Here is a 23207-nt window from a genome sequence, read left to right as displayed (position 1 = left end):
AGAAAGCCGTCGCTCGATGTTCACTCCGGAACGGACCCGATCTCACGGAGGTACGCTGCAGTCGCCGGATGAAGCCATGTGGTCGGTACGTTCGAGACTAGGTTACGCGGGTCGCTTTCGCGTCCCTGGGGATAGAGACGGGCCAAGGTGTTCCGGCCACGATCGATCGCGCGCACGAGTCGGGTGACACTGCCGGTGTCGAGACCAGGTCGCGCTAGGATAAAGCTCCACGACCCGACAGTCTCGATCGCCGCATCCTGTCCGGGGAACGAGCGGGCCGGGACAGTCAGGCGACGCATCGAGGCGCGCAGGGCCAGGATTTTCGGGATCGCTTCGGGCGCTGGGCCGAAGAACCGGGCACCGCCGGGTACGTCGGCGAGTGTCTTGAAGCCTGGCCAGCCGAGGCTCGCACCCCACAACGCGGCCGCTCGGCCGTCGAGAACCTGTGTAGCTCCGTCGCCGGCATCATCGAGGAGGACCGGCGTGATGTCGTGGCCTGGATCGATGCCGGAGCCCTGCAGCACGGTCCGCCCCATGATCGTGAAGCCCGAGCCTCGTGTACCAAGTGCGACGGCATGGCCGCGCAGATCCTGCACGTTCTGGATCAGACTGGAGGCTGGGACTACGAACATGCCGGGCGAGGCGTCGATGGGTGCCACGACCGTCAAGCCAACGCCGTCGGAACTCTGGCTGGACAAAGCCTCGTAGGCATACTCACCCTGCACGAGGGCAAGGTCGAGCTGAGCCGATTTGAGCAACCGCAGGTTCTCCGTCGAGCCCTTCGTGATCCGCGGCTCGACCACCAATCCTGGGTCGACCTCGTGAACCGCTGCGATGAGCGCTCGGCCGAAGGCTGGGAACGAACCGCCCGGCGTCGCGGTCCCCAGTGTCAGGCGAAGAGCAGCGTCAGGCTGTTGAGCGCTTGCGGGTGTGGTCCACGCGAGGCCCGCCATGCCCAGGAGCAGTTCACGCCGCCGCATCATGATCTCCCTCACCGCGATGTTCGCCGCGGACCAGCGCCGCTGGAGCTCGGCGGCACGCCTCGACAACCGAGCCGGAAAGCCCTCACATCGACGTTTGGAACATACGCAGGATCCAAGGTCGCATGCCAAACATAGCGACCCCCAACGTCTTGCGCTGGATTGGGAGGAACGTGTGATGCGACGGGACGCTCTGCTGCTGGTCGTGGCGACCGCCATGAGCCTCATTTGCGTCGGCAGTGCTGACGCCAAAACACTGGCGTTCACGGGAGTCCGGCTGATCGACGGCCGATCAGCCCAACCTGTCGAGGACGCAGTGCTGGTGATCGACGGCGACCGCATCGTGGCGGCGGGACCACGCGCCGCGATCACGGTGCCGCCCGATGCTGATATCCGGGAACAGCACGGCCACACGATCATGCCAGGGCTGATCTCCGACCACTCCCATGTCGGCATCGTGAAGGGTGTCGAGGTGGGCGCGCAAAACTATACCCGCGAAAACATCCTCGACCAGCTCAAGGCCTACACGGCACGGGGCGTCACCACGGTCATGGCGCTCGGTCTCAACGGCGCGATCATGCCTGAGATCCGCGCAGAGGCGCACGCGGGACGGATTCCCGGTGCCGATCTGTTCGGCGTCGATCGGGGCATCGGCGTACCAGATGGAGGACCACCGCAGGCGATGATCCGCGTGAGCGCGGACCAGCTCTTTCGCCCGGCCAACGCCGAGGAGGGCCGCGAGGCGGTCCGCGCGATGAAGGCGCGTGGCACCGACATGGTGAAGCTCTGGCTCGACGACTTCGGTGGGTCCGTGCCGGCCAAGATGCAGCCAGCGGTCTACTCCGCCGTGATCGATGAGGCACATCGGCTCGATTTGCGCGTCGCCGCTCACGTACACGACCTGGAGGATGCGCGTGCGGTCATCAGGGCAGGCGTGGATGTGCTGGCCCACGGCGTACGCGACAAGCCGGTCGATGCGGATCTCATCGCTCTGCTAAAGGCGCACAACACTTGGTACATAGCGACACTCGCCCTGGATGAGGCGACTTTTGCTTACGCTGACGCGCCGGTCTGGGCACAGACCCCCTTCGTCCGGACGGCACTCGCGCCCGAGCTCAAGGCTCGGTTCGACGATCCCGCCTGGCAACGCGAGACGCGCACGAGCGCCAAAGCACAAGCGGCTCGCGACTCGCTGGCGGTGAACCTCACCAACCTGAAGCGCCTCGACGAGGCCGGCGTCCGGATTGGATTTGGCACTGACAGCGGCGCGGCGCCCGAACGTGTCCCCGGCGTGGCGGAACACCGCGAGTTGGCGCTGATGGTGCAGGCGGGCTTCACGCCCATGCAGGCCCTGATCACAGCGACGTCGCGGGCCGCCGAACTTCTCGATCTCGCTGATCGCGGCAGCCTAGAAGCTGGCCGCCGTGCCGATCTCGTCATCCTAGCCGCGGATCCGTCCCATGATATCGCTAATAGCTTCCGGATCGTCGAGGTTTGGCAAGCTGGCCGTCAGCAAGACGTAGCTTCATCGACATCACCGTGAAGAAGCTTTTGACCTAGACTGACGACGGAGGCCACATGTTTAAGATCCGCCCGGGAGACACGACTCGGGCGCGTCGGACGGCCGGGATTAAGCCAGAGTGGCCGGCCGGAACTGGCCGAAAGCTGCTCGTCTAGTTTCTGACGATCGGCAGCGTGAAGAAGCTAGGGTAGATGGCCCGTGCATCACGTGCTGCCATGCCAAGATGGTACTGTCACGTAGCAGGAGCTTCGAGCCACTACGATGCACAGACCCACCAGTTAAGCGCCGGCGCTACAAGCGTGCAGACTGCACCGGGGAGGAGGTAAGCACCCACTGCAATCAGCCCTAAGGTGCTCGCCACCAGCATGGCGATGAGCGGCGCGAAGCCGACGCGATGAACCACGCGGCCGTAGCCATAGTGCCCGCACGCCGTGCTGGTAATCCAGCACAGCTTATTCCTGCAGACCAGCGATCACGCTCAACGCTTATTTTGATCAGTTCACGACGCCGTGAACACAGCGAAGCCTCATTCTCACGCCCAAGAGGGATCCGGGCGCTCACGCAGGGCGCTGCCGTATCGCCACCGCGCGCGATGCATTTCCTTTCGCCACCTCGGCCGCAGGCTCCGGGTAGAACTCAGGCGGTGTTGATGCTGTTCATCTGGTCGGGCTGGGGGATCGTGGTCATTCCCGTCGTGGTCGGTACGGCAGTTGCGGTCGGGGCGATGGGCGGGTTGGCGCTTCGGGCCCTCGGTCACCCCGAACTTATATTTCTCGCCATTAGCCTCGGGCTGTTCGCGGCCGCAGCCGCCAATTGGATCGTCGGCCGGCGCCTAAATGGTCATCCGCCGCGCGAACTCATCGATCCGGCCACGAGCGAACGCGTTCTTCTCCGCCGTCGACACGCGCTGTTCTGGGTACCGGTGCAGTACTGGTCCGTGCCAGTCGCGCTCGCCGCGCTCGTCCCGTTGCTTGCCCTGCGCAATCTCTGAATCTGACGCCCCCAACCAGCCATACAGTTGAGGAGATGAGCATGCCGCGTGGCAGCTGTGAGCGTGCGGAGAGACCCCGTCGGTTCCTCGTGGCCTGTCTCACCGTAGTGATGGCTACGCCCGCCACGGCCGTGACACCGGTGACGCCTGTGGGTGTTGAGAGCTGCGATGCCTTTCTGGATGCCTACGCTCAGTGTGCTGCAAGCCCTGGCGTGCCGGAGGCCGCCCGCCCCAACATCCGGCAAGGCATCGGCACGCTGCGCGAGAGCTTCCGCGACGCCATCAGCCGCAACACGGCCGCCCGCCCGACGGTCGCCTACCAGTGCGCCCAGGCCCACGAGGCCGTGCGTAAGAGCATGGTCGACGCCTTCAGGTGCGACTTCCCCGCTCCGCCGCCGGCCTCCCAGGCTCTGCTGCAGGCCGCGCCACCCGCGGCCTCGGCCCAAGCGCCGGCCCGGGGGGCCGTGCGCGCCACACCAACCTCGCAAAGCCCCGAGATGCAGGAGGTGGCGAAGGTGAACGCCTACACCGAGGTGCAGAACCACCTCGTGCGTTCCCATCCCCTGGAACGGCAGCTCGCCGAATACCGACGCGACAACGAACGCGTGCTCAAGCTCGGCACGAAGCTGGGTGCCAACGCCTGGTACCATTTCGGCATCGTCGACTTCGATGGGGTGATCGACGAACTGGACAAGGCGACCGCCCTGCCGGGGACCATTCCCGAGGTCGACTCCCAGGCCACCCGGCTGCTCGCCGCGTTGCGCGAGCTCAACCCGGTACTGAAGGCGCTGACCCGCTATCAGACCACGCGAGAGTTCAAGGAGGACGGCTACAAGTTCGCCCGCGAGCAACATCCGATCCTCGTGCCCAAGGTCGAAGCCGCCGCCAAGGCGATGGATGCCTACGGCACCGCCCTGTTCGAGCGCGAGCTCGCCAGGGACGAGCGGCGGATGGCGTCGCTGGCGGAGGACGCCCCAGCACGCCGACTGCTCGCCACCAGCCTGGCGCTACGCCGGGCAGTGCAGCGCTTCGAGGCCCTGACGCCAAGGTCCGATACCGCCCCGTTCCTGGCCGCGCTCAGCGACGTATCGACCGCGAATCGACAGCTCGGGGCAACGTTCGACGGCATGAACCCAAAAGCGAATTCGTCGTGCACCGGCTACGCGGACACGGTAGCGAGCGTGATCGGTCACGGCCGCGACGTCGCGCGAGATATCAAGGCGAAAGGTGACCCGAGCCAGCCGGCGCGGCTGTTCAACGACGCCTACAACCGCTCGGTGCGCGATCTCGAATCCTGCCAGCGGTCCGAGAATCGGGCGCGGCCGAGCTGACCGACGCTGGCACAGCGCAGGCTGGCAGCCACCGACAATCGATCGCCGAGGGGCAGATGATCATGCCGCTTCATCAGGACCGCCGCGGCAGTCGCCGGCTCTCTCCCGTCGTCTGGCTCGTCGCCTGGGTCGCCGGCGTTCCGGCATTGCTCGGCGGGCTCGGGGCTTGGGAGGTTGAGCGCGGGCAAGCGAGCGCCGAAAGTTATACGCGCCGCCAAGTTGAGCTACCGGTCTCACTCGTCCAACTGCGGCTGCTGGCGGCGACGGATCCCTACGCCTCGGTCCGTTTCGAAGGTGCGCGTACGGCCTACGGTGCGGCACTGGCGGCCGACAAAGCTCAGGAGGCGCTGGCTGTGGTCATGCGCGATCAGCCGCTGGCTCAGGCCCGGGCATGGGTGCCGTACGCGACACTCGCCGGCGCGATGCTCGCGCTGCTGACCGGTCTCGTCGCGCTGGCCGGCGGCGGAGCCGCGGGCCTGTGGGCACGGCGTTCGCGCGACGCCTTGCTCGCTAGTTTTGGCCTCGTGCGCCGCGTGCTGCCGGTGCTGCTTGGACTGCAGATCGTGGGCTTGAGCCTCGCAGTGCTCGCGGCCGCGCTGTTCGAGGCCACCGGGCAGTGGTTCACTCAGCGGTTCTCGGCTGGCGAAGCCAAGCTGTTGCTCGGCGCGCTGATCATCGCCGTCTTGGCGGCCTGGGCCGCGGTCGCGGCGGTACGCGGCCTGCGCGGGGTGTTCGCGCTGTTCACCCCCGAGCCCATCGACGTACGCGGCCGCGTCCTCGACGAGGCCGATGCACCGGGTCTTTGGCGCCTCGTGCGCGAGCTCGCCGGGCGCGGGGACGCGCAAGTCCCCGACGCGGTGGTCGTCGGCTTGACCGGTGGCTTCTTCGTCACAGAGTCCGCCGTGCGCCTGAGACCAGACGCGCGGACGCTGACTGGGCGCACGCTGTACCTACCGGCCCCCTATCTCGGCGTGCTTGACGGGCGCGAGCTTTCCGCGGTGATCGGGCACGAAGTCGCGCACTTCGCGGGCGAAGACACCGCCTATAGCCGGCGCTTCACCCCGATCTATGCCGGCCTACATCGCGCGCTGACCGCGCTGGGCAATGTCGGCCCCGGAGACCTACTCACTCGCCCAGCCGCCTATGTCGGCCATCGCAGCCTCGGCACTTTCGACGCGGCGGTGGCGCGTTGGAGCCGGGCGCGTGAGTTCGAGGCCGACCAGCGCGGTGCCCTGGTCTCTGGAGCACCACCCGCAGCCTCCGCCCTGCTGCGCGTCGGCGTCCTCGGCCCGGTGGTGGGCGAGACGCTCGCCTCCGCGTACGGCGAGCCCGACGCGGCACCCGACGATCTTGTCGCGGGCGTACTCGACGCAATCCCCGCTGCCGGCTTCCCCGACCCGGGGGCGCACCTCGACGACCGGCAGGCGCACCCCACCGACACCCACCCGCCTGATCGGCAGCGTATCGCGGCGCTCGGCGTTCCGCTCGACGCCGAGCTGTTCGCCCGCGCCGCCCGGCCGCTCACCGTAGGGGACCGGGCCTGGCCGACCGCCCTGGTCGCGGACTGGACCGGTCTGTGCCGCTGGCTCAGCGCGGATTTCCTCACCGGGGCACGGGAGCACCGAGCTGCCGAGCGGGTATACCTAGAGGAGACCGCAGCGGCAGTGCCGGTCAAGGAAACGGTGGTGCACCAGAACGGTGCGCCGATGGTCTGGACGATGGGCGTCCTAGCGCTCCTCTTCGTCGGCGCCGGCGCTGCCTTGCTTCTGTACCCTCGCGCCCTTGGCGTCGCGCACGATGCGCTGGCGCAGCAGATCCTGGCCGCCGTTGCCGTGGCGGGTGTCGCCTAGTCAGGGATCTACGCCGCTCTCGTGCATCGACGCGGCCGGACGCCGCTGTTGGTGCTGACGCCGGACGTGCTGCGCTCGCCGCTACTCGACAGTGCGGTCGCGTGGCAGGATGTGGCGGACTTCCAGGTCACGCACGGCAGGCGGCTCACCCTGACGCTTGCGCTCACGCCGGACGCCACGTTGCCGAGGACCAAGCGCCTGTTCTCGCAGGCCGGAGTAAGCCGACGGCGACGTCACGTCAGCGTGCGGTCTCTGGGCGCGCGCGGCCTCAAGCCCGACGCCTTCGCCGCGCTGGTTGGACGCTACCTCGCGGCCTCTCGTGCCCGCGTGCACCTGTCAGCGGCGCATACAGGGAACTGATCACTCGGCCACCAGCAAACGACTTTCCAAGCGCTGGTTCAACGCCGCTTGTGGCTCGTCGCCCTATTCTTGGCGGCATTTCTGATCGGGCTAAGCTGGCTCATCGTTGGCGACCTGCCCAAGGTTGATCCGGCCCATCTCATGGCGGTCGGCCGGTCCCATTGCTGGTTGGCGTCGACCATCAGGGGGAACGCCTCGCCAAGGTGCTCCCAGACGCGGGAGACGCGCTTGATGTCGAGGGCCCAATCCGGCTGCCCGACCTTGAGCTTGATGCCGCCGATCTCCTTCTTGCGGGAGAGTCGGCGACGATGAGGGCCGCGGCCGACGTCAGTTGGCTGGGACCTTCTCCTTGTCCTTGCCCGGGTTCGACGTGTTGACGAGCTCGGACGACTTCTGCGCGCGGAGCGCCTCCCGCTGGGCGGCCGTGTCGATCCGCTTCGAGCGCGTGAACGGCTCCAGCGTCACCGCGGCCTTGGTCTGCAGCGCCTGGACGATCCCCTCCAGCACGCGCACGTCCGCGTAGCCCTCCTCGCCGTCCGGCTCCGGCTCCTTGTCGTTCAGGATGCAGTCGGAGAAGTACTTGAGCTCGCCGCCGAAGTGGTCGGTGTTCTTGAAGCTCTCGTGGGACTTCGTCTCGCCGATGGTGACGACGTGCTCGATCGGCTTGCCGTACATGTAGCCGGGGTTCACCTCGACGCTGCCCTTGGTGCCGACTACCGCGTAGGTGTCGAGCGTGTTGCCCCAGTAGGAGAGCACGAACTGGGCGAGACGATCGCCCGGGAAGCGCAGGGTCACGGCGACCGTGTCGTCGAAGTCGCCCAGGCCCGCCTCCGGATGGCGCACGCCGACCGCCGAGACCACCTCGATCGGCTCGTCGCCGAACACGTACCGGGCCGCGTTCACCGGATAGGGACCCATGTCGAAGATCGGGCCGGCTTCGACGCCGTTCTTGGCCCGGTGGTTCTCCGGCGAGACCATCTGCGTGAAGGTCGAGGAGAACGTGAGGAGCTCGCCGAGCTTGCCCGACCGGATCAGGTCGATGGTCGCCAGGGTGCCGGGCTCGAAATGAAGGCGATAAGCCACCATCAGCTTGGCGGAGGAGGTCTTGGCCGCGTCGAGGATCTCCCGGCACTTCGCGGTCGAGATCTCGAGAGGCTTCTCCACCAGCACGTGGATGCCGGCCTTCAGGGCGGGGACGGCGAACTCGGTATGGCGCCAGTTCGGGGTCGCAAGATAGATCGCATCGATCTTGCCGGACACGAGGAGCTCGTCGAACCGCTCGTAGGAATAGGTGTCGGAGATCCCGTACCTCTCGCCGACCAGACGGGCCTTCTCAGAATCGCCCGTGACGAAGGCCACCACCTCCGAGTTGCCGGTGTGTTCGACGCCCGGCAGCATCGCCTCCTGGGTGATGTCGCCTAGGGCGACGAAGGCGTAGCGGATCTTCTTGCCCGAGGTCAGGCCGAGTGCGGATGCGATGCTCATGAGGCTCTCCGTTCGATGCGGGTCGGGATTGGGCTTCAAGTGGGCGATGGAGGAACAGGGGCCGTCGACGGCCGCTGCCTCTTCATCGCCGAAACGGGCGGCGTCGTTCCCGGCCGGTGGTAGGCGGGCCTCGGGCGTGAGGTCGCCCTGCGGAAAGGAACGAAGCGTCATGCACCGGGTCGGCGCATCACGCTTCAACTGTGCGGTGCAGCAATTGTTCAGGAGCCGATCGAAGGAAGGTGGATCGACCCCGTCGCGGGTGGGAGGAGCCAAGCGTATGATCTCGATCGACGCCATCGCACCCGCCTCGGAGACCCGGCCCTGAAGACGGAACTGAGCGCGCTCGAAGCTCGGCGCATCGCACTCGCCGCCCAGGGCTTCGACGCGATTTCCCGAGGCGGCGCCGTTGGCGCGGCGCGGATTCGGGCGGCGATCGGCCGGCTCGGCCTGCTGCAGATCGACAGCGTGAACGTCCTGGCGCGCGCCCACTACCTGCCGCTGTTTTCGCGCCCGGCCGAAGCGCTTCTTCGAGTACCGGGGTCACGAGGCATCCCTTCTGCCCGTCGACCTCCAGCCGCTGCTGCGCTGGCGCATGGCCCGCGCACTCCACGGCAAGGGCGTGTGGCAGCGGCTCGAGCCCTTTGCGGGTGAGAAGCGAGCCGAGGCCGACGCTCTCCTCGCTCGGATCGAGAGGGAGGGGCCGCTGGCCGCCTCAGACGTCGCCGGCGGCAGGGCCGCGAAGGGCATGTGGGAGTGGAGCGACGCCAAGCACGAGCTCGAATGGCTGTTCTGGTCGGGACAGGTGGCCTCGACGCATCGTCGGAGCAGCTTCGAGCGCGTCTACGACCTTCCGGAGCGGGCGCTGCCCCGTGCCGTTCTGGAAATTCCGACGCCGACCGGCGTCGATGCCCGAAGGGCGCTCCTCGCGCGTTTCGCGAAGGCGCTCGGTATCGCGACGGCGCACGATCTGCGCGACTACTACCGGATCCCGCCGGCGGACGCGGTCCCGGCCATCGAGCAGCTGATCGAGGATGGTACGCTCGTCCCCGTGCATGTCCGCGGCTGGCAGCATCAGGCCTATCTGCACCGGGATGCGAAGTCCGGGCGCAGGCTCGGCGCTTCTGCGCTACTCTCGCCCTTCGATCCACTCGTCTGGCACCGCCCGCGGACGGAGAGGCTGTTCGGCTTCCGGTACCGCCTCGAGATCTACACCCCCGCCCACAAGCGCGAGCACGGCTACTACGTGCTACCCTTCCTGATGGACGGTGCGCTCGTCGCTCGCGTGGACCTGAAGGCGGACCGGAAGGTCGGTGCCCTGGTCGTCCAGCGTGCCCACGTCGAGCTGGGTGCGCCGGCCGATACCGCGGAGCGGCTGCTAGGGGAGCTTCGGCTGACGGCTTCGTGGCTCGGCCTGCCCAGCCTCGTCGTCTCGCCGGTCGCCGCTCACCCCGGCCTGGAGGATGTCCGGGACATCGAAGCCCATTCATCAACTGCCGGATCGCCGTTTTCCACGATCCGATCAGACCTCATCGCTTCGGCATGATCATTTCGAGGATCATCTCCGAAGGGTGCGCGGCCCAATCAAGACGTCTTTGAGGTTTGTGGTAGTTCCAGAACGGGCTCGTATATTGATCGCCAGGCGAGGCAGCCGTTGCGCGGAATGTCCGCTATGGAGAAGCGGCCAAAGCTCTCTGAATGACCCACATGGGCGCAAAGCCGAACGTCCGGTTCTGCGCGCCATGGCGCTCCGGCGTGACGTAGCCTGGCCGTAAGCGGCCTGTCCGCTTCGGAGCAGGCCCTCTGGAAAAGCAGACGGCCTTCCATCGACCCAATCCAGCTGCTCGTAGTGTCGTCGGCGCTTCTCCAAAGCGGCCGTTCGTCAGACCTCCGGCAACTTCTGCTCGGGGTGGTTTTGCAGACGCTTCGACCCGCTTAGGGATTGATCCTATGCCTGATCCGTCCAGGCGCGTCGGTGGCGGTATACCCACACGCATGCCCATGCTGATCTGAACCTTCGCACCCCCTTCGGCTTAATGGGCATGTCTCAGCGGCAGGGCGATCGTGATGGTCTTCTGCAGCAACTGTGGCAGCAACGCGCCGGCCCCGGGAAGAACCACGTAGGCGACGTCCAGATCTTCCTGCTTGAAGAACCCGAGTTCCTCGGCGATCGCCTGAACACTGCCGTCGGTGACGGTCGGCGGTATGGCGAGCCCGACCTTGACGCTGTCGAGGGCATGAGCCGGCGCCGGGAGGCAGAGATTCAGGGCGACCGTCGCAAGAGCCGCTCGCAGCCCCGGTGAGGCGCTGAGGCGCGTCCAAAATCGAGATGTCACTAGCACGTATAACTGACTGTTCGTCGAGATCGACTAGTATATACGGAACACAATTTCGCTGAGGAGGAAATTGCTTTCATTGACAGCCTTTTTCATAGCTTGTTCGTCCATTTTTTAGACAAACGTTGCCGTATCCGTTCCAGTGCCGGTACGGATCGCAGGCGATCGGCGGTGCCGGACACAGCACCACCCGCGGCTACGCCAAGCTAAGGCGGTGGATGTCGATACTTGCGCCGTCTCATCGCCACTCAAAGGCCATCAGGAGGCGCTTGGCAGCCGACATGGCGCAGGTCGGGCGGGAAGAGTGGGGCCGGCAGTGGCTGAGGGGATCTCAGACGCCACCGCCTGAAGCAGGCGCTCATCGCGAAGGCTGATCACCTCGTCGTTTGTCGGGATGCGGTTCTTGTGGTCGACGACATGACCCTGCCCACGAGGTGCTCACGTCAGGTGCCTTTTGATTTACTTCGAACATCCGTTTTGTCGAAGGCGACATGGCCGCCAAAGCAGAGGACGCGATTGCGCTGCTGCTTCACGAAGGCATTATCGAGTTGATACGAGCCGCTCTCGGCCCACATCGAGTCGGCTCGACCTTTTACCCATTCGTCGGGAGGCAGCAGCGTCGAAGCCCGAGTGGTCACGTCCCATATGCCGTAATGATGCGGCACGATGAGCCGCGCTTCGAGTCTGGCGGCGATCGCATCGGCCTGCACGTAGCTGAGGACATGCTGCGAGCCGTCCACGGGCAGAAGAACGATATCGACCTTCCCAAGTTGCTCCCAAACAGCATCCGGCGGATTTGGCCGATTGTCGCCCCAGTGCAGGATGCGGAGGCCCGCCACTTCCACGACCAGAAGACAATTATCGAACGACCGCCAGTTATCCGGTGGTGTGGTCCTCACATTTGTGAGTCGCCGTGTCATCTCCGCCCAATCGTAGGCGTTGTGCGTGCTGTCGGAGACGTGCTTGTCGGCAATTCCTGTGATCCGAACGTCGGCAAAGGCGTAAGTACCGATCAGCCGGTCCAAGATTGTGTGCGCGCTCACTTGGTGGACACCGTCGTGGTCGAAATGAGCATGGGTGGATAGGACGACGTCTACGGCGATCGCCGGGAAATCGTAGAGGTACCAGTCCCAGGTGCCCCACGGCGGGTTGCGCCATGGATCAAGGAGCAGGGTCAGTCCAGAGGGGGCGGTGATCCTGAAGGCGGAGCCGCCAAAATAGCTGAGTTCGATACAATCGCCGGAGGGCGGGGCGTCGCCGGTCTGCTCCTGCAATCCAATCATATGGTTGTGGTTCTCAGGCTGCCGCCAAGCCCACAGCCCTTCCGTCGTCCTGTCCTTCATGTCACCCGTCCGTTGTTCAATCGCCTCGGAGCTCGTTCGTCTTTCGTTCGACGAGGACGCGTCCGTTCTTGATGACGCAGGCCGCCATGTTCGCACCGAACCGGAAGGCGAGTTGGCGGTAGTCCGGCACCTCGAAGATCGCGAGGTCAGCCTGCTTGCCGACCGCGATCGAGCCGATCCGATCGTCGCGACCGATGGCCCTGGCAGCGTTGATCGTGACACCGAGCAGAGCCTCCGCCGGAGTCAGCCCGGAGAGCCGTGTGGCGAAGCCCATGCTCATCTGCTGGGACAAGTGCCAGCAGACGGGGCAGAGATCCGTTCCGATTGCCACTGGCACACCCGAGCATACAAGACGTCGTGCATCGACCGGGTGGCGATGGCCGACTGCCCAATCGAAACCGGGGAAGAAGGCAACGCTGGTTCCAGCCTCGGCCAGAGCCCGCAAGTCTTCATCGCTGAGCATGTTGCCGTGATCTACAGAGACGGCGCCCATTTCCGCCGCGAGTTTGCCACCCCCGATGTTGACTCGTGCGTCCGTGTGGAGTTTGGCGCGAAGCCCGAGATCGGCAGCAGCCCGTAGAACACGCGCGCACTCGGCGACCGTGAAGACGTCGGGATCGACGTAGACGTCGCAGAACTCCGCGAGTGCGCGATCTGCTACTTCCGGCAGCGTGTCGGCGATCATTCGGTCGAGATACTGCCCCGCGCCCTCGCGCGGGCGGGCATGGGCGCCAAGATAGGTACCAACGATCTCCAAACCGGTCCGTTGGGCGACGATCTGCGCGGCTTCGAGAGAGGCGAGATCGCTGGCGTGCTCGAGCGCGTACCCCGACTTAGTCTCCAGCGTGGTGGTTCCGGATGCGAGCATGCGCTGGGCGCGGGGAAGAGCGCTTTGTACCAGCGCCTCTGCGCTGAGGCCGATGTTCGCCGCCTGTGACGCCCCGACGCCCCATGCGACGCCCGCGGCCGTCAGGGCCGAGTCATCGAGCCCTGTAGCCCGCAAGAGATATTCGTCCGAGCGATCTCCGGCGAACATGAGGTGCGTATGGCAGTCGACGAGCCCTGGCGTGACGATCCCGCCCGCGGCATCCACGATGATAGTGGCTGGTCCGGATATCGACCGCAGGTCAGCAAGCGGCGCGATCGCGGTGATCTCGCGGCCATGCACAGCGACGGCCGTATCTTCCAAGATGCCGAGCCCGTCAGTCTGCGCTGGGTCGCACAAAATGACCTGACGGGCGCCAACAATCATCAAATCGGCCGCCACAGAACGCGACACGCTTCTCTCCGACCTGTCGCCGAGCTCAAGGGCGCACATCAGCCCCACACGTTCTTGTCCTACATGCACACGCACCGGAACGGCAAGGATCCGAGATATTGATTAGTTTTATTTTCCGATAGATTTGTTACATTTTTGTTTGTTCATACAACAGATATCAAATCTGGTACCAAACAATATTTGCATGAAAGTAGGCATATATATGAAATTGAACTTTAATGATTGTTTTATGTGCAGATTTTAATCTATGATTTGACCATTTTCGGACCGAAAGTAGGTAACTTGACCGAGAAACTCGTGATTTGACGCGTGCCGAGCCTTCCCTGCAACGAAAACAAGCAGTCGTGCATGTTTTTTTTCCTCGGCTCGGGCGTGCTCGCATGAGAAGGTCGAGGCATGGATGCACTGATCGTTCGAGAGCGTCGCGATCTCAGCGACGGGCGCGAAGTCAAAGGGGCAGCCATGCGTGCTCGCCTGCGGACCGCGACCGAAGAATTGATCGCCGAGGTCGGGGTGGCTGCCACGTCCGCCGCAGCGATCGCTCAACGTTGCGGTGTCTCGCGCGGCGCGATGCTGCACCACTACCCGACACGGGACGAGCTCATCATTGATACCGCCGCGCATTTCTGGCAGCGGCAGCGCGAGACTGTCGCGGCCTTGGCCGAGGATCTCAGCGCGGGGCGGACGAATGTCGGGACATTCGTAGGACGACTATACGATGAGGTCTTCCGGGCCAATGCGCTCGTGACGATGCTCGATCTCATGGTGTCCGGCCGCATTGACACACGCGTCGGCGAGGCCGTGAACCGCATCCTCGCCGACCTTTTCCATTCGTACGGGGATCTCGGCGAACGGGCGTTCGCGGCAGAGGACCTCGCGCCCGAGCGCATTCGGACCCTCGTCACGCTGATCGTCTCGACGCTGCGGGGCCTGCGCATCCAAGACAACATCGATCGCGATGAAACACGCGTACGCGCGGTTCTCGCGATGCTCGGCGAGGCTGTCGAGGCTTTGCTCGAGCGCGATCGCCGCACGCCGGATGTACGGCGCGTCAGACCCGCGCGCGCCCGGTCGGGGGTGAGGACGTGAGCGTCCCGCTTCTGCTCGCCGATGGCCTTAGCAAACGCTTTAGCGGTGCCACCGCAGTCGATGCCGTCTCGTTCGTTGTGGAATCAGGCCAGATCGTCGGCTTGATCGGCCCGAACGGCGCCGGAAAGACGACTCTGTTCAACCTTCTGTCCGGGGTCCTCCGGCCTGATAGCGGACGTCTCATCATCAGGGATCGGGATGTTACTGGATTGCCGCCCCATCGCCTCGCGCGGCTCGGCCTCGTCCGCACATTCCAGCTCGCACGCGAACTCGACCGCCTGACGGTTCTGGAGAACGTGCTTCTCGCCGCGCGCCACCATGCCGGTGAGCGGCTGCTCGGCGCTCTCTGCAGGCCGCGCGCGACTGCCGCGGATGAGGGCCGGCTCGTCGCGCGGGCCCGCGAGGTTCTCTCCCTCGTCTCCCTCTCGGCTCACGAGAGCAAGCCGGCCGCCGCCCTGTCCGGTGGCCAGAAAAAGCTCCTGGAGCTCGCGCGCTGCTTGATGGCGGAGGCGGACATCATCCTTCTCGACGAGATCGCCGCCGGGGTCGCACCGCATCTCGTTGAGAAGATCGGGCAGCTGGTCATTCGATTGAATCGCGATCACGGAAAAACTTTCGTCATCATCGAGCACAATATCGGCTTCATTCGCAGCCTCGCCTCCCGCGTGGTCGTGATGGCGTCCGGCCGGGTCCTGGCCGAGGGTAGCTTCACCCACGTCGCCGCGAACAGGACGGTGATCGAGTCCTACCTGGGGCAGGCGGCATGACGCTCCTGGCCGTCAGATCCCTCGAAGCAGGCTACGGCCGAACCTCCGTCGTGCGCGGGGTCGATCTGGACGTGGCGCAGGGGGAGATGGTGGCGCTCGTCGGGCCGAACGGGGCCGGCAAGTCGACGCTTCTGAAGGCGATCGCCGGCGTGGCCACGATCCTCGGAGGCACGGCGACGCTGGATGGCGCAGATCTCGTTCCGCTTCCTGCGGCCGCACGGGCTAAGGCCGGGGCGGTGTTCATGCCTCAGGAGCGCAACATCTTCCGCACGCTCTCCGTCGCCGAGAACCTTGCCGTCAGCGCCTGGGGTCGCCGTGACGTCGCTCAGCGCCGGAACGACGTGGTCGCGCTTCTGCCGGCGATCGGCGACTACCTCCATAAGCGGGCGGGCGGCCTCTCGGGCGGACAGCGGCAGATGGTCGGCCTCGCGATGGCGTTGATGGCGCGGCCGAAACTCCTCCTCGTGGACGAGCCGACCGCCGGTCTCTCGCCGCTGCTGGTGGGTGACATGCTCGACATCCTGCGCCGTCTCGCGGAGGAGGCGGAACTCGGGATCCTCATCGTCGAGCAGAACGCGCGCGCTGCGCTCCAGCGTGCCGGCCGCGCCCTGGTTCTCGTGGACGGCCACGTGGTCCGTACGGGAGAGGCGGCGCGCCTCGCCGAGGAACCGGACTTTGGGGCGCTGTTCTTCGGCGAGACCGCCTGATGCAGATGCTCGTCGATGCCTTGGCGAGTGCGGCGATTATCGCGCCGGCAGCGATCGGGTTCACCCTCATCTATACGCTGTTCCGCTACGCCAATTTTGCGGCCGGGGGTTTCGTCACGGTCGGCGCGTTCGCAGCCTGGACACTCAACGCGTTCTTCGGCCTCCCCATCTGGCTCGCCGGGTTCGGCGCGATGGCCGCCGGCGCGCTCGCGTTCGGATTATGCGATCGGCTCGTCTTTCGACCGCTTCGCGGGCGGAGCGGCGGCACGCTCCTGCTCGTCTCCATCGCCCTCTCGTTTGTCATCGAAAACATCATCCGCTTCTGCTTCGGCGCACAGATCCGGGGCTTCGATCTGCCGCTCACCGGGCCGATCGAGATCGCCGGCGTGCGGGTCACGCGCGAGACACTCGCGGTCGTCGCCGCCTCGGCGGCCGCGACGCTGTCGGTCGGCCTGCTCCTGACGGCGACGCCCGTGGGACGGGCCCTGCGCGCGGTCGCCGACAACGAGTCGCTGGCCCAGATCCGCGGACTCCCCGTGCCACGGATCGAGGCCGTCGGCGTGCTGATCGCAGGCGCGCTCTTCGGCCTGTCCGGCACGTTGATCGGACTGGATCTCACCATAGACCCGAACCTCAACTGGGCTGTCACGATCCCGATCATCGCGGCCGCGATCGTCGGCGGCCTGGGCTCGCCGCTCGGCGCCGCGATCGGCGCCTTCGGCATCGGGTTGGCCGAGGAGGCCACCGCCACGTTCCTGACACCCACTTACAAGGGAGCTGTCGGGTTTGCCGCGATCGCACTCGTCCTGATCCTGCGTCCCCAGGGGCTCCTGGGCGACAAAGTCGACCGGAAATAGAGCGGCCATGGACGCCTACCTCGTCGCCATCCTGACGGTCGCCGGCGTCTACGTCGTCCTGGCACTCGCCCTGAACCTGCAATTCGGCTTGACCGGCCTGATCAATTTCGGCGTGGTCGGCTTCTTCGGGATCGGCGCTTACGCGAGCGGTATCGCAACAGAGACGCTCGGTCTCCCGTTCGTTGGCGGCCTGATGGTCGCGATCCTGGCTGGCGGCGTGACGGGTGTCGGGGTCGCCCTTCTGTCGCTCCGTCTGTCCGGCGACTTCCTCGCGATCGTGACGCTGGGCTTCGCCGAGACGGCTCGACTGGTCTTCAACAACGAGGATTGGCTGACCGGGGGGCCGCGCGGCTTCATCATCCGGACCCGTCCCGTGATGTCGGGCTTGAGCCGCGACGTGACGGCCTGGGCCGTGCTCGGGCTCGTCGCGGCGGCTGCCCTGATCACGTTCCTGGTCCTGCGACGGCTCGCCGACGCGCCCTACGGCCGCATCCTGCGGGCGATCCGCGAGGATGACCTCGTACCATCGACCCTCGGCAAGAACGTTTTTGTCTACCGGCTTCAGGTCTTCGTCGTCGGGAGTGCGGCGATGGCGGCCGCCGGGTCACTCTACGCTCACTACGTTCAGACGATCACGCCCGATAACTTCACGACGCCGGTGGCGATCCTAGTCTGGATGGCGGTGATCGTCGGCGGCGCGGGCAATATGCTGGGCTCGGTCCTCGGCGCACTCCTGGTTACGGTCCTGTACGAGGGCAGCCGCTTCGTCACGGCCGGCATCTCCGTGCTCGATGCCGAACAGATCTCCGCGCTGCGCTTCATCCTGATCGGTACCGTCCTCATCCTGACGATCCGGTTCCGGCCAATGGGCATCCTGCCCGAGTCCCAGCGCCGCGCGAGCGCATCCGTCCCGCCCACCACGCCTTGAAAGGACCCGGCCATGGATCTCTCGCGCAGGCTCTTCATCTCCGGCGCCACCCTGACCTTGGCCGCGCCTGCCTTGCTGCGGCACGGTCTAGCGCAGTCGGCGCCGATCAAGATTGGAAGCCTCACGCCCCTGTCGGGCGGCGGCGGCCCCTACGGCCCGGAGAAGGCGAAGGCGCATCGTGCCGTGGTCGATCTCGTCAACACAGCGGGCGGCGTACTGGGCCGCAAGGTCGAGTTGATCGCCGATAACACGGAAACCAATCCCGAGGTGGCGGTACGGGCGGCCCGCAAGATGATCGATGCCGACCGCGTCTGCGCCATCGCGGGCACCTGGGCCTCGTCCGAGACGCTCGCCATCATGCCCCTCTGCCAGGACGCGAATGTCGTCCAAGTCTACACCGGCTCGTCGGACTATCTGCCTAACGGCGACCGCAAGGGCCTGTGCTTCAACCTCCAGCCGCTCAACCAAGCCTGGTGCGTCGCCCTCGCGGATCTGGCGGCCAAGCGCGGCTTCCTGGAGGTCGCTTTCGCGGGGCCGAAAAATGACTTCGCGGCTTCGATGGGTGAGTCGTTCGCGAGCGCGCTCCGTAAGGTCGGCGGCAAGATCGTCGGCGAGCCGTTCTACTACAACCCGAACCAGGTCTCGTACCGAGCGGAGGCGGAAAGGCTGATCGCGACCAGAGCACCGGCCATCTTCATCGCCGGCTACGTGACGGATTTCACGGCCGTGTACCGGGAACTGGTGCGCGGCGGCTATAAGGGGAAGGTGTTCACGCTCTCGTTCGCGGTCGGACCGGACTTCAAGAAGGTCGTGGGTTCTGCCGCGGACGGCATCCTTCATGGCTCGCCGGTGCCGCCAGTCGGCAAAGATGCTTACGACGTCTACCTGAACCTCGTCTGCCTCAAGCCGAACGGACAAGTCCAGGCGCCGTACGGCTGCGCCGCCTATGACGAGATGAACCTTCTGCTCCTCGCGATCGAGGGCGCCAAGTCGACCGAGGGGCCGCGCATCGCCGAGTATATCCGGAGAATCGCCAACGGCCCGGGCGAGCGCGTCACCACATTCGCGGACGGAGCCAAGCTCATATCAACCGGCAAGGGTATCAACTATGACGGCGCAAGCTCCTCCGTCGAGTTCCTCCCGAACGGCATGCTGAAGAGCCGCGACTTCGCGCTCTACGAGATCCAGAAGGGTGAAGACACACTGATCCTGACCACGACGAGCATCGTGGACTAACTGCGCGTCCCGCCGCTGGAGCGAAGACCGACCCGGCGCGGGCGATCCCCATCGAAGGCAGGGCCTTGCCCGATCGCGACACGGTCGGGACGGCCGCAGCAGCCCGCACGGGCCGGCCGAAGCCCGCCAGCTTCTCGGACTCGTCAGGACAACCTCCACCATGATCGCCAGCCCTGCACCAACCACCCCTCTGTCGGGCGGATCCCCGATCCTGGCCATGGCGCGGCGGGCGGCAGAACTCCGGGCCGCGGGACGCGACATCGTCGATCTCACGTTAGGCGAGCCGGATTTCGCACCACCCATCCACGCCTCCGAGGCAGCTGTCGAAGCCGCGCGACGCCCGCTCGGATACACGCCGGCCAACGGGATACCCGCCTTGCGCGCCGCTGCCCGGGCATCGATCCGGCGCGATCGAGGGCTCGACTACGCCGACGATGAGATCGCAGTCGGCTGCGGGGCCAAGCAGGTGATCTTCAATACCTTCCTGGCGACCTTGAAGGCCGGGGACGAAGTCGTGATCCCTGCCCCCTACTGGGCGAGCTATCCGGACATGGTTCGGCTCTGCGGGGCCGTTCCGGTGATCACCCCCTGCGCCATGGAAGACGGTTTCCGGCTCGGCCCGGCAGCACTCGATGCCGCGATCACGGAACGGACGCGCTGGATCGTTCTGAACGCGCCCGGCAATCCGTCCGGGGCCGTCTACGACCAGGCGCGTCTCAGGGCGCTTGCCGACGTACTCCGCCGGCACCCGGACTGCCTGATCATGTCCGACGAAATCTACGCGTATATCCGCTACACGGACGAACCCTACACGAGCCTGGCCGCGATCGCGCCGGACCTCCGACACCGCATCCTGCTCGTGGACGGTGTATCGAAGGCCTATGCCATGACGGGTTGGCGCGTCGGCTGGGGCTTCGGGTCTGCGCCGCTGATCACCAGGATCACCGCCATACAGACACAGAACTGCACGCAGACAGCGGCGCTCAGCCAGATTGCGGCCGTGGCCGCCCTGAACGGGCCGCAGGATGTTCTCGCAGAGCGCAATGCGATCTATCGCGCGCGCCGGGATGCAGGTCTCGAGATCCTTCGTCGCTCGGACAGGCTCGCAGTCCTCGTCCCGGACGGGGCGTTCTACTTCCTGCCGCGATCGCTTTCGGACGTTGATGATGCGACCGCCGCCGATGCTCTGCTGGACGCAGGGGTCGCGACGGTGCCCGGGAGCGCCTTCGGTTCGCCGGGGCATCTCCGTCTCTCGTTTGCCACGGACCTTCCGACGCTGGAAGAAGGATGCAGGCGCTTGATCGCAGCTCTGGAGGGGCGCGCGTGAGCGAAGTTGTCCTGCTGGCGCTCGCGCCGGTCGTCCTCTTGATCGCTCTCGGCCATGGGCTGCGTCGCCAGGAGTTCCTTGCCGAAGCGTTTTGGCCCCAGGCCGAACGGCTCGGCTACTACGTGCTATTGCCCGCGCTGTTTCTGCACGGTCTTGCGACCGCGCAGGTCGCCGATCTGCCGATCTGGCAACTGACGGCAACACTGGTTGTCTCGACCCTGATCGTCGCTGCCTTAGTGGTTGCGCTTCGCCCGGTGATGGCCGTCGACGGCCCGGCGTTCACGTCCGTGTTCCAGGGGAGTGTCCGGTTCAACAACTACGTGGGCGTGACGCTGGCAGCGGGCCTGTTCGGAACGAAAGGCATCGCGCTCGCAGCGATCTGCAATGCCGCCATTGTGCCGACCGTGAACGTGCTCTGCGTCCTCGTCTTCGCCAGGCATGGCTCCGCCCAGCTCAGCGCGCACGCCATCCTGCGGCAACTCGCGACAAACCCCCTCGTCGTCTCCTGTCTGGCAGGAATACTCATGCAGGCTGCCGGCGCGTCGATCCCGCCCGGCTTGGAGCCGGCCCTGCGAGTCCTCGGAGCCGCCTCGCTTCCCCTCGGACTACTCTGCGTCGGTGCGGCTCTCGAGTTTGGGGCCGCCCGGAGGTGGCTGGCGCCCATGTTGTTCGCCTCAGCCTTCAAGTTTGCGGTGATGCCGCTCGCCACAATCGGAGCGGCCCTCAGCCTTGATCTGAAAGGTCCCGCTCTGACAACAGCCATCCTGTTTCAAGGTCTGCCGACGGCCTCGTCCGCGTACATCATGGCCCGCCAGCTCGGCGGCGATGCGCCTATGATGGCCGGCGTCACAGCGGCCCAAACGGTGCTGGCTGCTGGTGCGATACCGCTTATGCTGGGTCTGGCAGCTTGGCTGGTCCCCATCTGAGGCGGCTTGGTCCATCGAACTGGTCGGAGCAGGATCACCCTCACCATCATTCCAGCGCCGCCGCTTCATCTGACTGTAATTCGAGGCGGCGTTTTTGAACGCAGACGACGTACAAGGCTTTCAGCCGATGGGGATCAGGTAGAACTCTCTTGATTGCTGGTCACGCCCACGAGCTGGACGCGCCCGCCGACGCAGGAGATTCTCAACGTAGGTTGATAAGGCCGGGATCGAGGCTCAAGGATGCGAACGGCTCCATTCTTGCTTGGGCACTCAACCAAGAAGCAAGTTTTGCCACCATCATCGAGCCAATTATGACGCACGTACAAGCCGGACAGCTGCTCGAGAGCCTTGACCAGTCTGAATTTACTCCGAAACACTGGCGTATGTACGTGACGGCCGCGCTCGGACATCTGTTCGACGGCTTCGATATCAACATGATGGGCTTCGCGCTGCCCGGCATCGTCGCGGCCTTCGCGCTCAGCCCGGCTCAGGCTGGTGTCCTCGCCTCGAGCGTCTTCATCGGCATGCTGATCGGCTCGACCTGTGTCGGCTTCCTCGCCGACCGGTTCGGGCGCAAATGGACGATGGTTGGCTCGATCGTCGCCTACTGCGCCCTAAGCTGCGCCGTCGCCTTCTCGTGGAGTCACGACTCGCTCCTCGTGCTCAGGATCCTCCAGGGTATCGGTTTGGGGGCGGAGGTGCCGCTCGTCTTCACGTACCTCTCCGAGTTCATCCCGACGCGCCGGCGCGGCCTCATGCTCGCCTCGACCGTTGCGTTCTGGCAAGGCTCGAGCTTCCTCGCGGCGATGGTCGCCCTCTTCGTCATCCCGGCGTTCACCTGGCGGGGGATGTTCATCGCGGGAGCCGTTCCAGGCCTCGTGCTGATCGTGCTCTGGGTGATGCTTCCTGAGTCGGTCCGCTTCCTCATCGCCCGCGGCCGTCTTGAGCAGGCCGGTCGCATCGTCGACGACCTGAGCACCATCGACCCACGGTCGCTGCCGCCGCCCCGACATCGACCGCCGGCCGAGCCGGCGCACCTGAGTGCGATTCTGCGCGGCGGCTATCTACGGCCGACCGCGAGCATCTGGCTGATGCAGCTCACTGGCGGAGCGGTGTTCTTCGCCGTGGCGATCTGGCTGCCGTCGATCTTCGCGCGGATGGGCTTTCCGGTGGTCAAAAGCTTCGCGTTCACCGGACTGATCGCCGGGACGGGCGCGCTGGGCAACATCGCGGGCGGCCTGCTGCTGGATCGCTGGGGGCGGCGCACGACCGTCCCGGTGTTCCTCTGCGTCGGGGGGCTCCTCATGTTCGCGTGGGGACAGGCCACCGAATCCTGGTCCATCCTCGGGCTCGGCGCGCTGACGGCGTTCTTCGCTTCGGGCGGTGCGGGCGGTCCACTCTTCGCCTACACGAGCGAGGTCTACCCGACGCGGTACCGCGCGGTCGGGACGGGCTGGGCCGCGGCTTGGCAGAGGATCGGTGGGATCGTCGCGGCGCCGATGCTCGGATGGATGCTGGGCAACGGCGCCCCCAACTACGCCTTCTTCACCGCCTTGGGCGTGTTGCTGCTGATCGGGGGTGTCGGGGGCTACCTCCTCGGCTACGAGACGCGCGGCAAATCGCTGGAAGCGGTCACGTCGGAACTCTCCGGGACGATGGGTCAGGTCTGAGACGATGCCGCATTTCGAACGCGACGGACGCCGGCTGCACTACGAGGTGCTCGGCCGAGGCGATCCCGTAATGCTGATCCATGGGTTCACGAACGCCGGGTGGTCCTGGATGAACCAGGTCGCCGCCCTGGTGTTCGCCGGCTACAGCGTGATCCTGCCCGATCTGCGCGGGCACGGCCTGTCGGATCCCGCCGCCGACGTCACCACCGTGGACGATCTGACCCGG

At 65.9% G+C, this 23207-nt stretch carries 21 protein-coding genes and 1 pseudogene; 16 read left to right on the top strand and 6 right to left on the bottom strand.

The window, feature by feature from the left end; translation table 11 throughout:
• Window positions 1–20: 20 nt before the first annotated feature.
• On the bottom strand, window positions 21–983 hold the full coding sequence (locus MKK84_RS31655; protein ID WP_243926419.1) for a TAXI family TRAP transporter solute-binding subunit: 963 nt from the start codon (window positions 981–983) through the stop codon (window positions 21–23).
• On the opposite strand from MKK84_RS31655, the gene MKK84_RS31650 reads away from it, so the two are divergent.
• From MKK84_RS31650 to MKK84_RS31630, 5 genes are all read left to right on the top strand, one after another.
• On the top strand, window positions 982–2523 hold the full coding sequence (locus MKK84_RS31650; protein WP_243926417.1) for an amidohydrolase family protein: 1542 nt from the start codon (window positions 982–984) through the stop codon (window positions 2521–2523). The genes MKK84_RS31655 and MKK84_RS31650 overlap by 2 nt on opposite strands.
• Before the next feature lie 628 nt (window positions 2524–3151).
• Entirely contained in the window at window positions 3152–3493 is a 342-nt protein-coding gene (locus MKK84_RS31645) for a hypothetical protein (protein WP_243926415.1), read from the top strand.
• Window positions 3494–3705: 212 nt separating this feature from the next.
• Window positions 3706–4824 (top strand): DUF3829 domain-containing protein, encoded by a 1119-nt coding sequence (locus MKK84_RS31640; RefSeq protein ID WP_243926413.1) that lies wholly within the window; start codon window positions 3706–3708, stop codon window positions 4822–4824.
• Between the two features lie 56 nt (window positions 4825–4880).
• Window positions 4881–6674 carry a M48 family metallopeptidase gene (locus MKK84_RS31635; protein ID WP_243926411.1) on the top strand — a complete coding sequence of 598 codons (1794 nt, stop codon included), beginning with the start codon at window positions 4881–4883 and terminating at the stop codon, window positions 6672–6674.
• Between the two features lie 21 nt (window positions 6675–6695).
• The gene (locus MKK84_RS31630; RefSeq protein ID WP_243926409.1) at window positions 6696–7034 is read left to right on the top strand and encodes a hypothetical protein; all 339 of its coding nucleotides are present in this window, start codon (window positions 6696–6698) and stop codon (window positions 7032–7034) included.
• Between the two features lie 134 nt (window positions 7035–7168).
• On the opposite strand, the pseudogene MKK84_RS31625 reads toward MKK84_RS31630, so the two are convergent.
• Window positions 7169–7315: pseudogene (locus MKK84_RS31625) on the bottom strand (enolase C-terminal domain-like protein); the annotation flags it as partial.
• A gap of 46 nt (window positions 7316–7361) precedes the next feature.
• A complete protein-coding gene (locus MKK84_RS31620) occupies window positions 7362–8519 on the bottom strand; it encodes a Gfo/Idh/MocA family protein (RefSeq protein ID WP_243926407.1) in 1158 nt (385 codons plus the stop codon).
• 556 nt (window positions 8520–9075) lie between these two features.
• On the opposite strand from MKK84_RS31620, the gene MKK84_RS31615 reads away from it, so the two are divergent.
• Window positions 9076–10062 carry a winged helix-turn-helix domain-containing protein gene (locus MKK84_RS31615; RefSeq protein ID WP_313899385.1) on the top strand — a complete coding sequence of 329 codons (987 nt, stop codon included), beginning with the start codon at window positions 9076–9078 and terminating at the stop codon, window positions 10060–10062.
• 487 nt (window positions 10063–10549) lie between these two features.
• Here the strand turns inward: MKK84_RS31615 and MKK84_RS31610 are convergent, their stop codons facing one another.
• The 3 genes from MKK84_RS31610 to hutI form a co-directional block, all read right to left on the bottom strand.
• Window positions 10550–10852: a hypothetical protein gene (locus tag MKK84_RS31610; RefSeq protein WP_243926405.1), complete on the bottom strand. Its 303-nt coding sequence runs from the start codon at window positions 10850–10852 to the stop codon at window positions 10550–10552.
• A gap of 443 nt (window positions 10853–11295) precedes the next feature.
• Entirely contained in the window at window positions 11296–12195 is a 900-nt protein-coding gene (locus MKK84_RS31605) for an MBL fold metallo-hydrolase (protein WP_243926403.1), read from the bottom strand.
• 16 nt (window positions 12196–12211) lie between these two features.
• Window positions 12212–13474, bottom strand: a complete 1263-nt coding sequence (gene hutI / locus MKK84_RS31600; protein ID WP_243926402.1) for an imidazolonepropionase — start codon at window positions 13472–13474, stop codon at window positions 12212–12214.
• 396 nt (window positions 13475–13870) lie between these two features.
• Between hutI and MKK84_RS31595 the strand changes: the two genes are divergently transcribed.
• From MKK84_RS31595 to MKK84_RS31550, 10 genes are all read left to right on the top strand, one after another.
• Window positions 13871–14563: a TetR/AcrR family transcriptional regulator gene (locus MKK84_RS31595; RefSeq protein ID WP_243926400.1), complete on the top strand. Its 693-nt coding sequence runs from the start codon at window positions 13871–13873 to the stop codon at window positions 14561–14563.
• Window positions 14560–15330 carry an ABC transporter ATP-binding protein gene (locus MKK84_RS31590; protein ID WP_313899384.1) on the top strand — a complete coding sequence of 257 codons (771 nt, stop codon included), beginning with the start codon at window positions 14560–14562 and terminating at the stop codon, window positions 15328–15330. Before MKK84_RS31595 ends, MKK84_RS31590 begins: the two co-directional genes overlap by 4 nt.
• A complete protein-coding gene (locus MKK84_RS31585; RefSeq protein ID WP_243926398.1) occupies window positions 15327–16037 on the top strand; it encodes an ABC transporter ATP-binding protein in 711 nt (236 codons plus the stop codon). Before MKK84_RS31590 ends, MKK84_RS31585 begins: the two co-directional genes overlap by 4 nt.
• Complete coding sequence (locus tag MKK84_RS31580) at window positions 16037–16894, top strand: branched-chain amino acid ABC transporter permease (RefSeq protein WP_243926396.1); 858 nt, start codon at window positions 16037–16039, stop codon at window positions 16892–16894. The genes MKK84_RS31585 and MKK84_RS31580 overlap by 1 nt, the downstream gene beginning before the upstream one ends.
• A 7-nt stretch (window positions 16895–16901) precedes the next feature.
• Window positions 16902–17822 (top strand): branched-chain amino acid ABC transporter permease, encoded by a 921-nt coding sequence (locus tag MKK84_RS31575; RefSeq protein ID WP_243926394.1) that lies wholly within the window; start codon window positions 16902–16904, stop codon window positions 17820–17822.
• Between the two features lie 12 nt (window positions 17823–17834).
• Complete coding sequence (locus MKK84_RS31570; protein ID WP_243926392.1) at window positions 17835–19058, top strand: ABC transporter substrate-binding protein; 1224 nt, start codon at window positions 17835–17837, stop codon at window positions 19056–19058.
• A gap of 160 nt (window positions 19059–19218) precedes the next feature.
• A complete protein-coding gene (locus MKK84_RS31565; RefSeq protein ID WP_243926390.1) occupies window positions 19219–20385 on the top strand; it encodes a pyridoxal phosphate-dependent aminotransferase in 1167 nt (388 codons plus the stop codon).
• Window positions 20382–21311, top strand: coding sequence for an AEC family transporter (locus MKK84_RS31560; protein WP_243926388.1), 930 nt, complete (start codon window positions 20382–20384; stop codon window positions 21309–21311). Before MKK84_RS31565 ends, MKK84_RS31560 begins: the two co-directional genes overlap by 4 nt.
• Window positions 21312–21694: 383 nt before the next feature.
• On the top strand, window positions 21695–22981 hold the full coding sequence (locus MKK84_RS31555; protein ID WP_243926386.1) for an MFS transporter: 1287 nt from the start codon (window positions 21695–21697) through the stop codon (window positions 22979–22981).
• A 4-nt stretch (window positions 22982–22985) separates the two neighbouring features.
• Window positions 22986–23207 (top strand): alpha/beta fold hydrolase (locus tag MKK84_RS31550; protein WP_243924455.1); only part of this gene is annotated, 222 nt, incomplete at its 3' end.

The organism is Methylobacterium sp. E-065 (assembly GCF_022829605.1).
In the GTDB taxonomy this organism is placed as follows: domain Bacteria; phylum Pseudomonadota; class Alphaproteobacteria; order Rhizobiales; family Beijerinckiaceae; genus Methylobacterium.
Note: the sequence above shows the minus strand (reverse complement) of the source record. Positions and strands in the feature narration are given on the sequence as shown.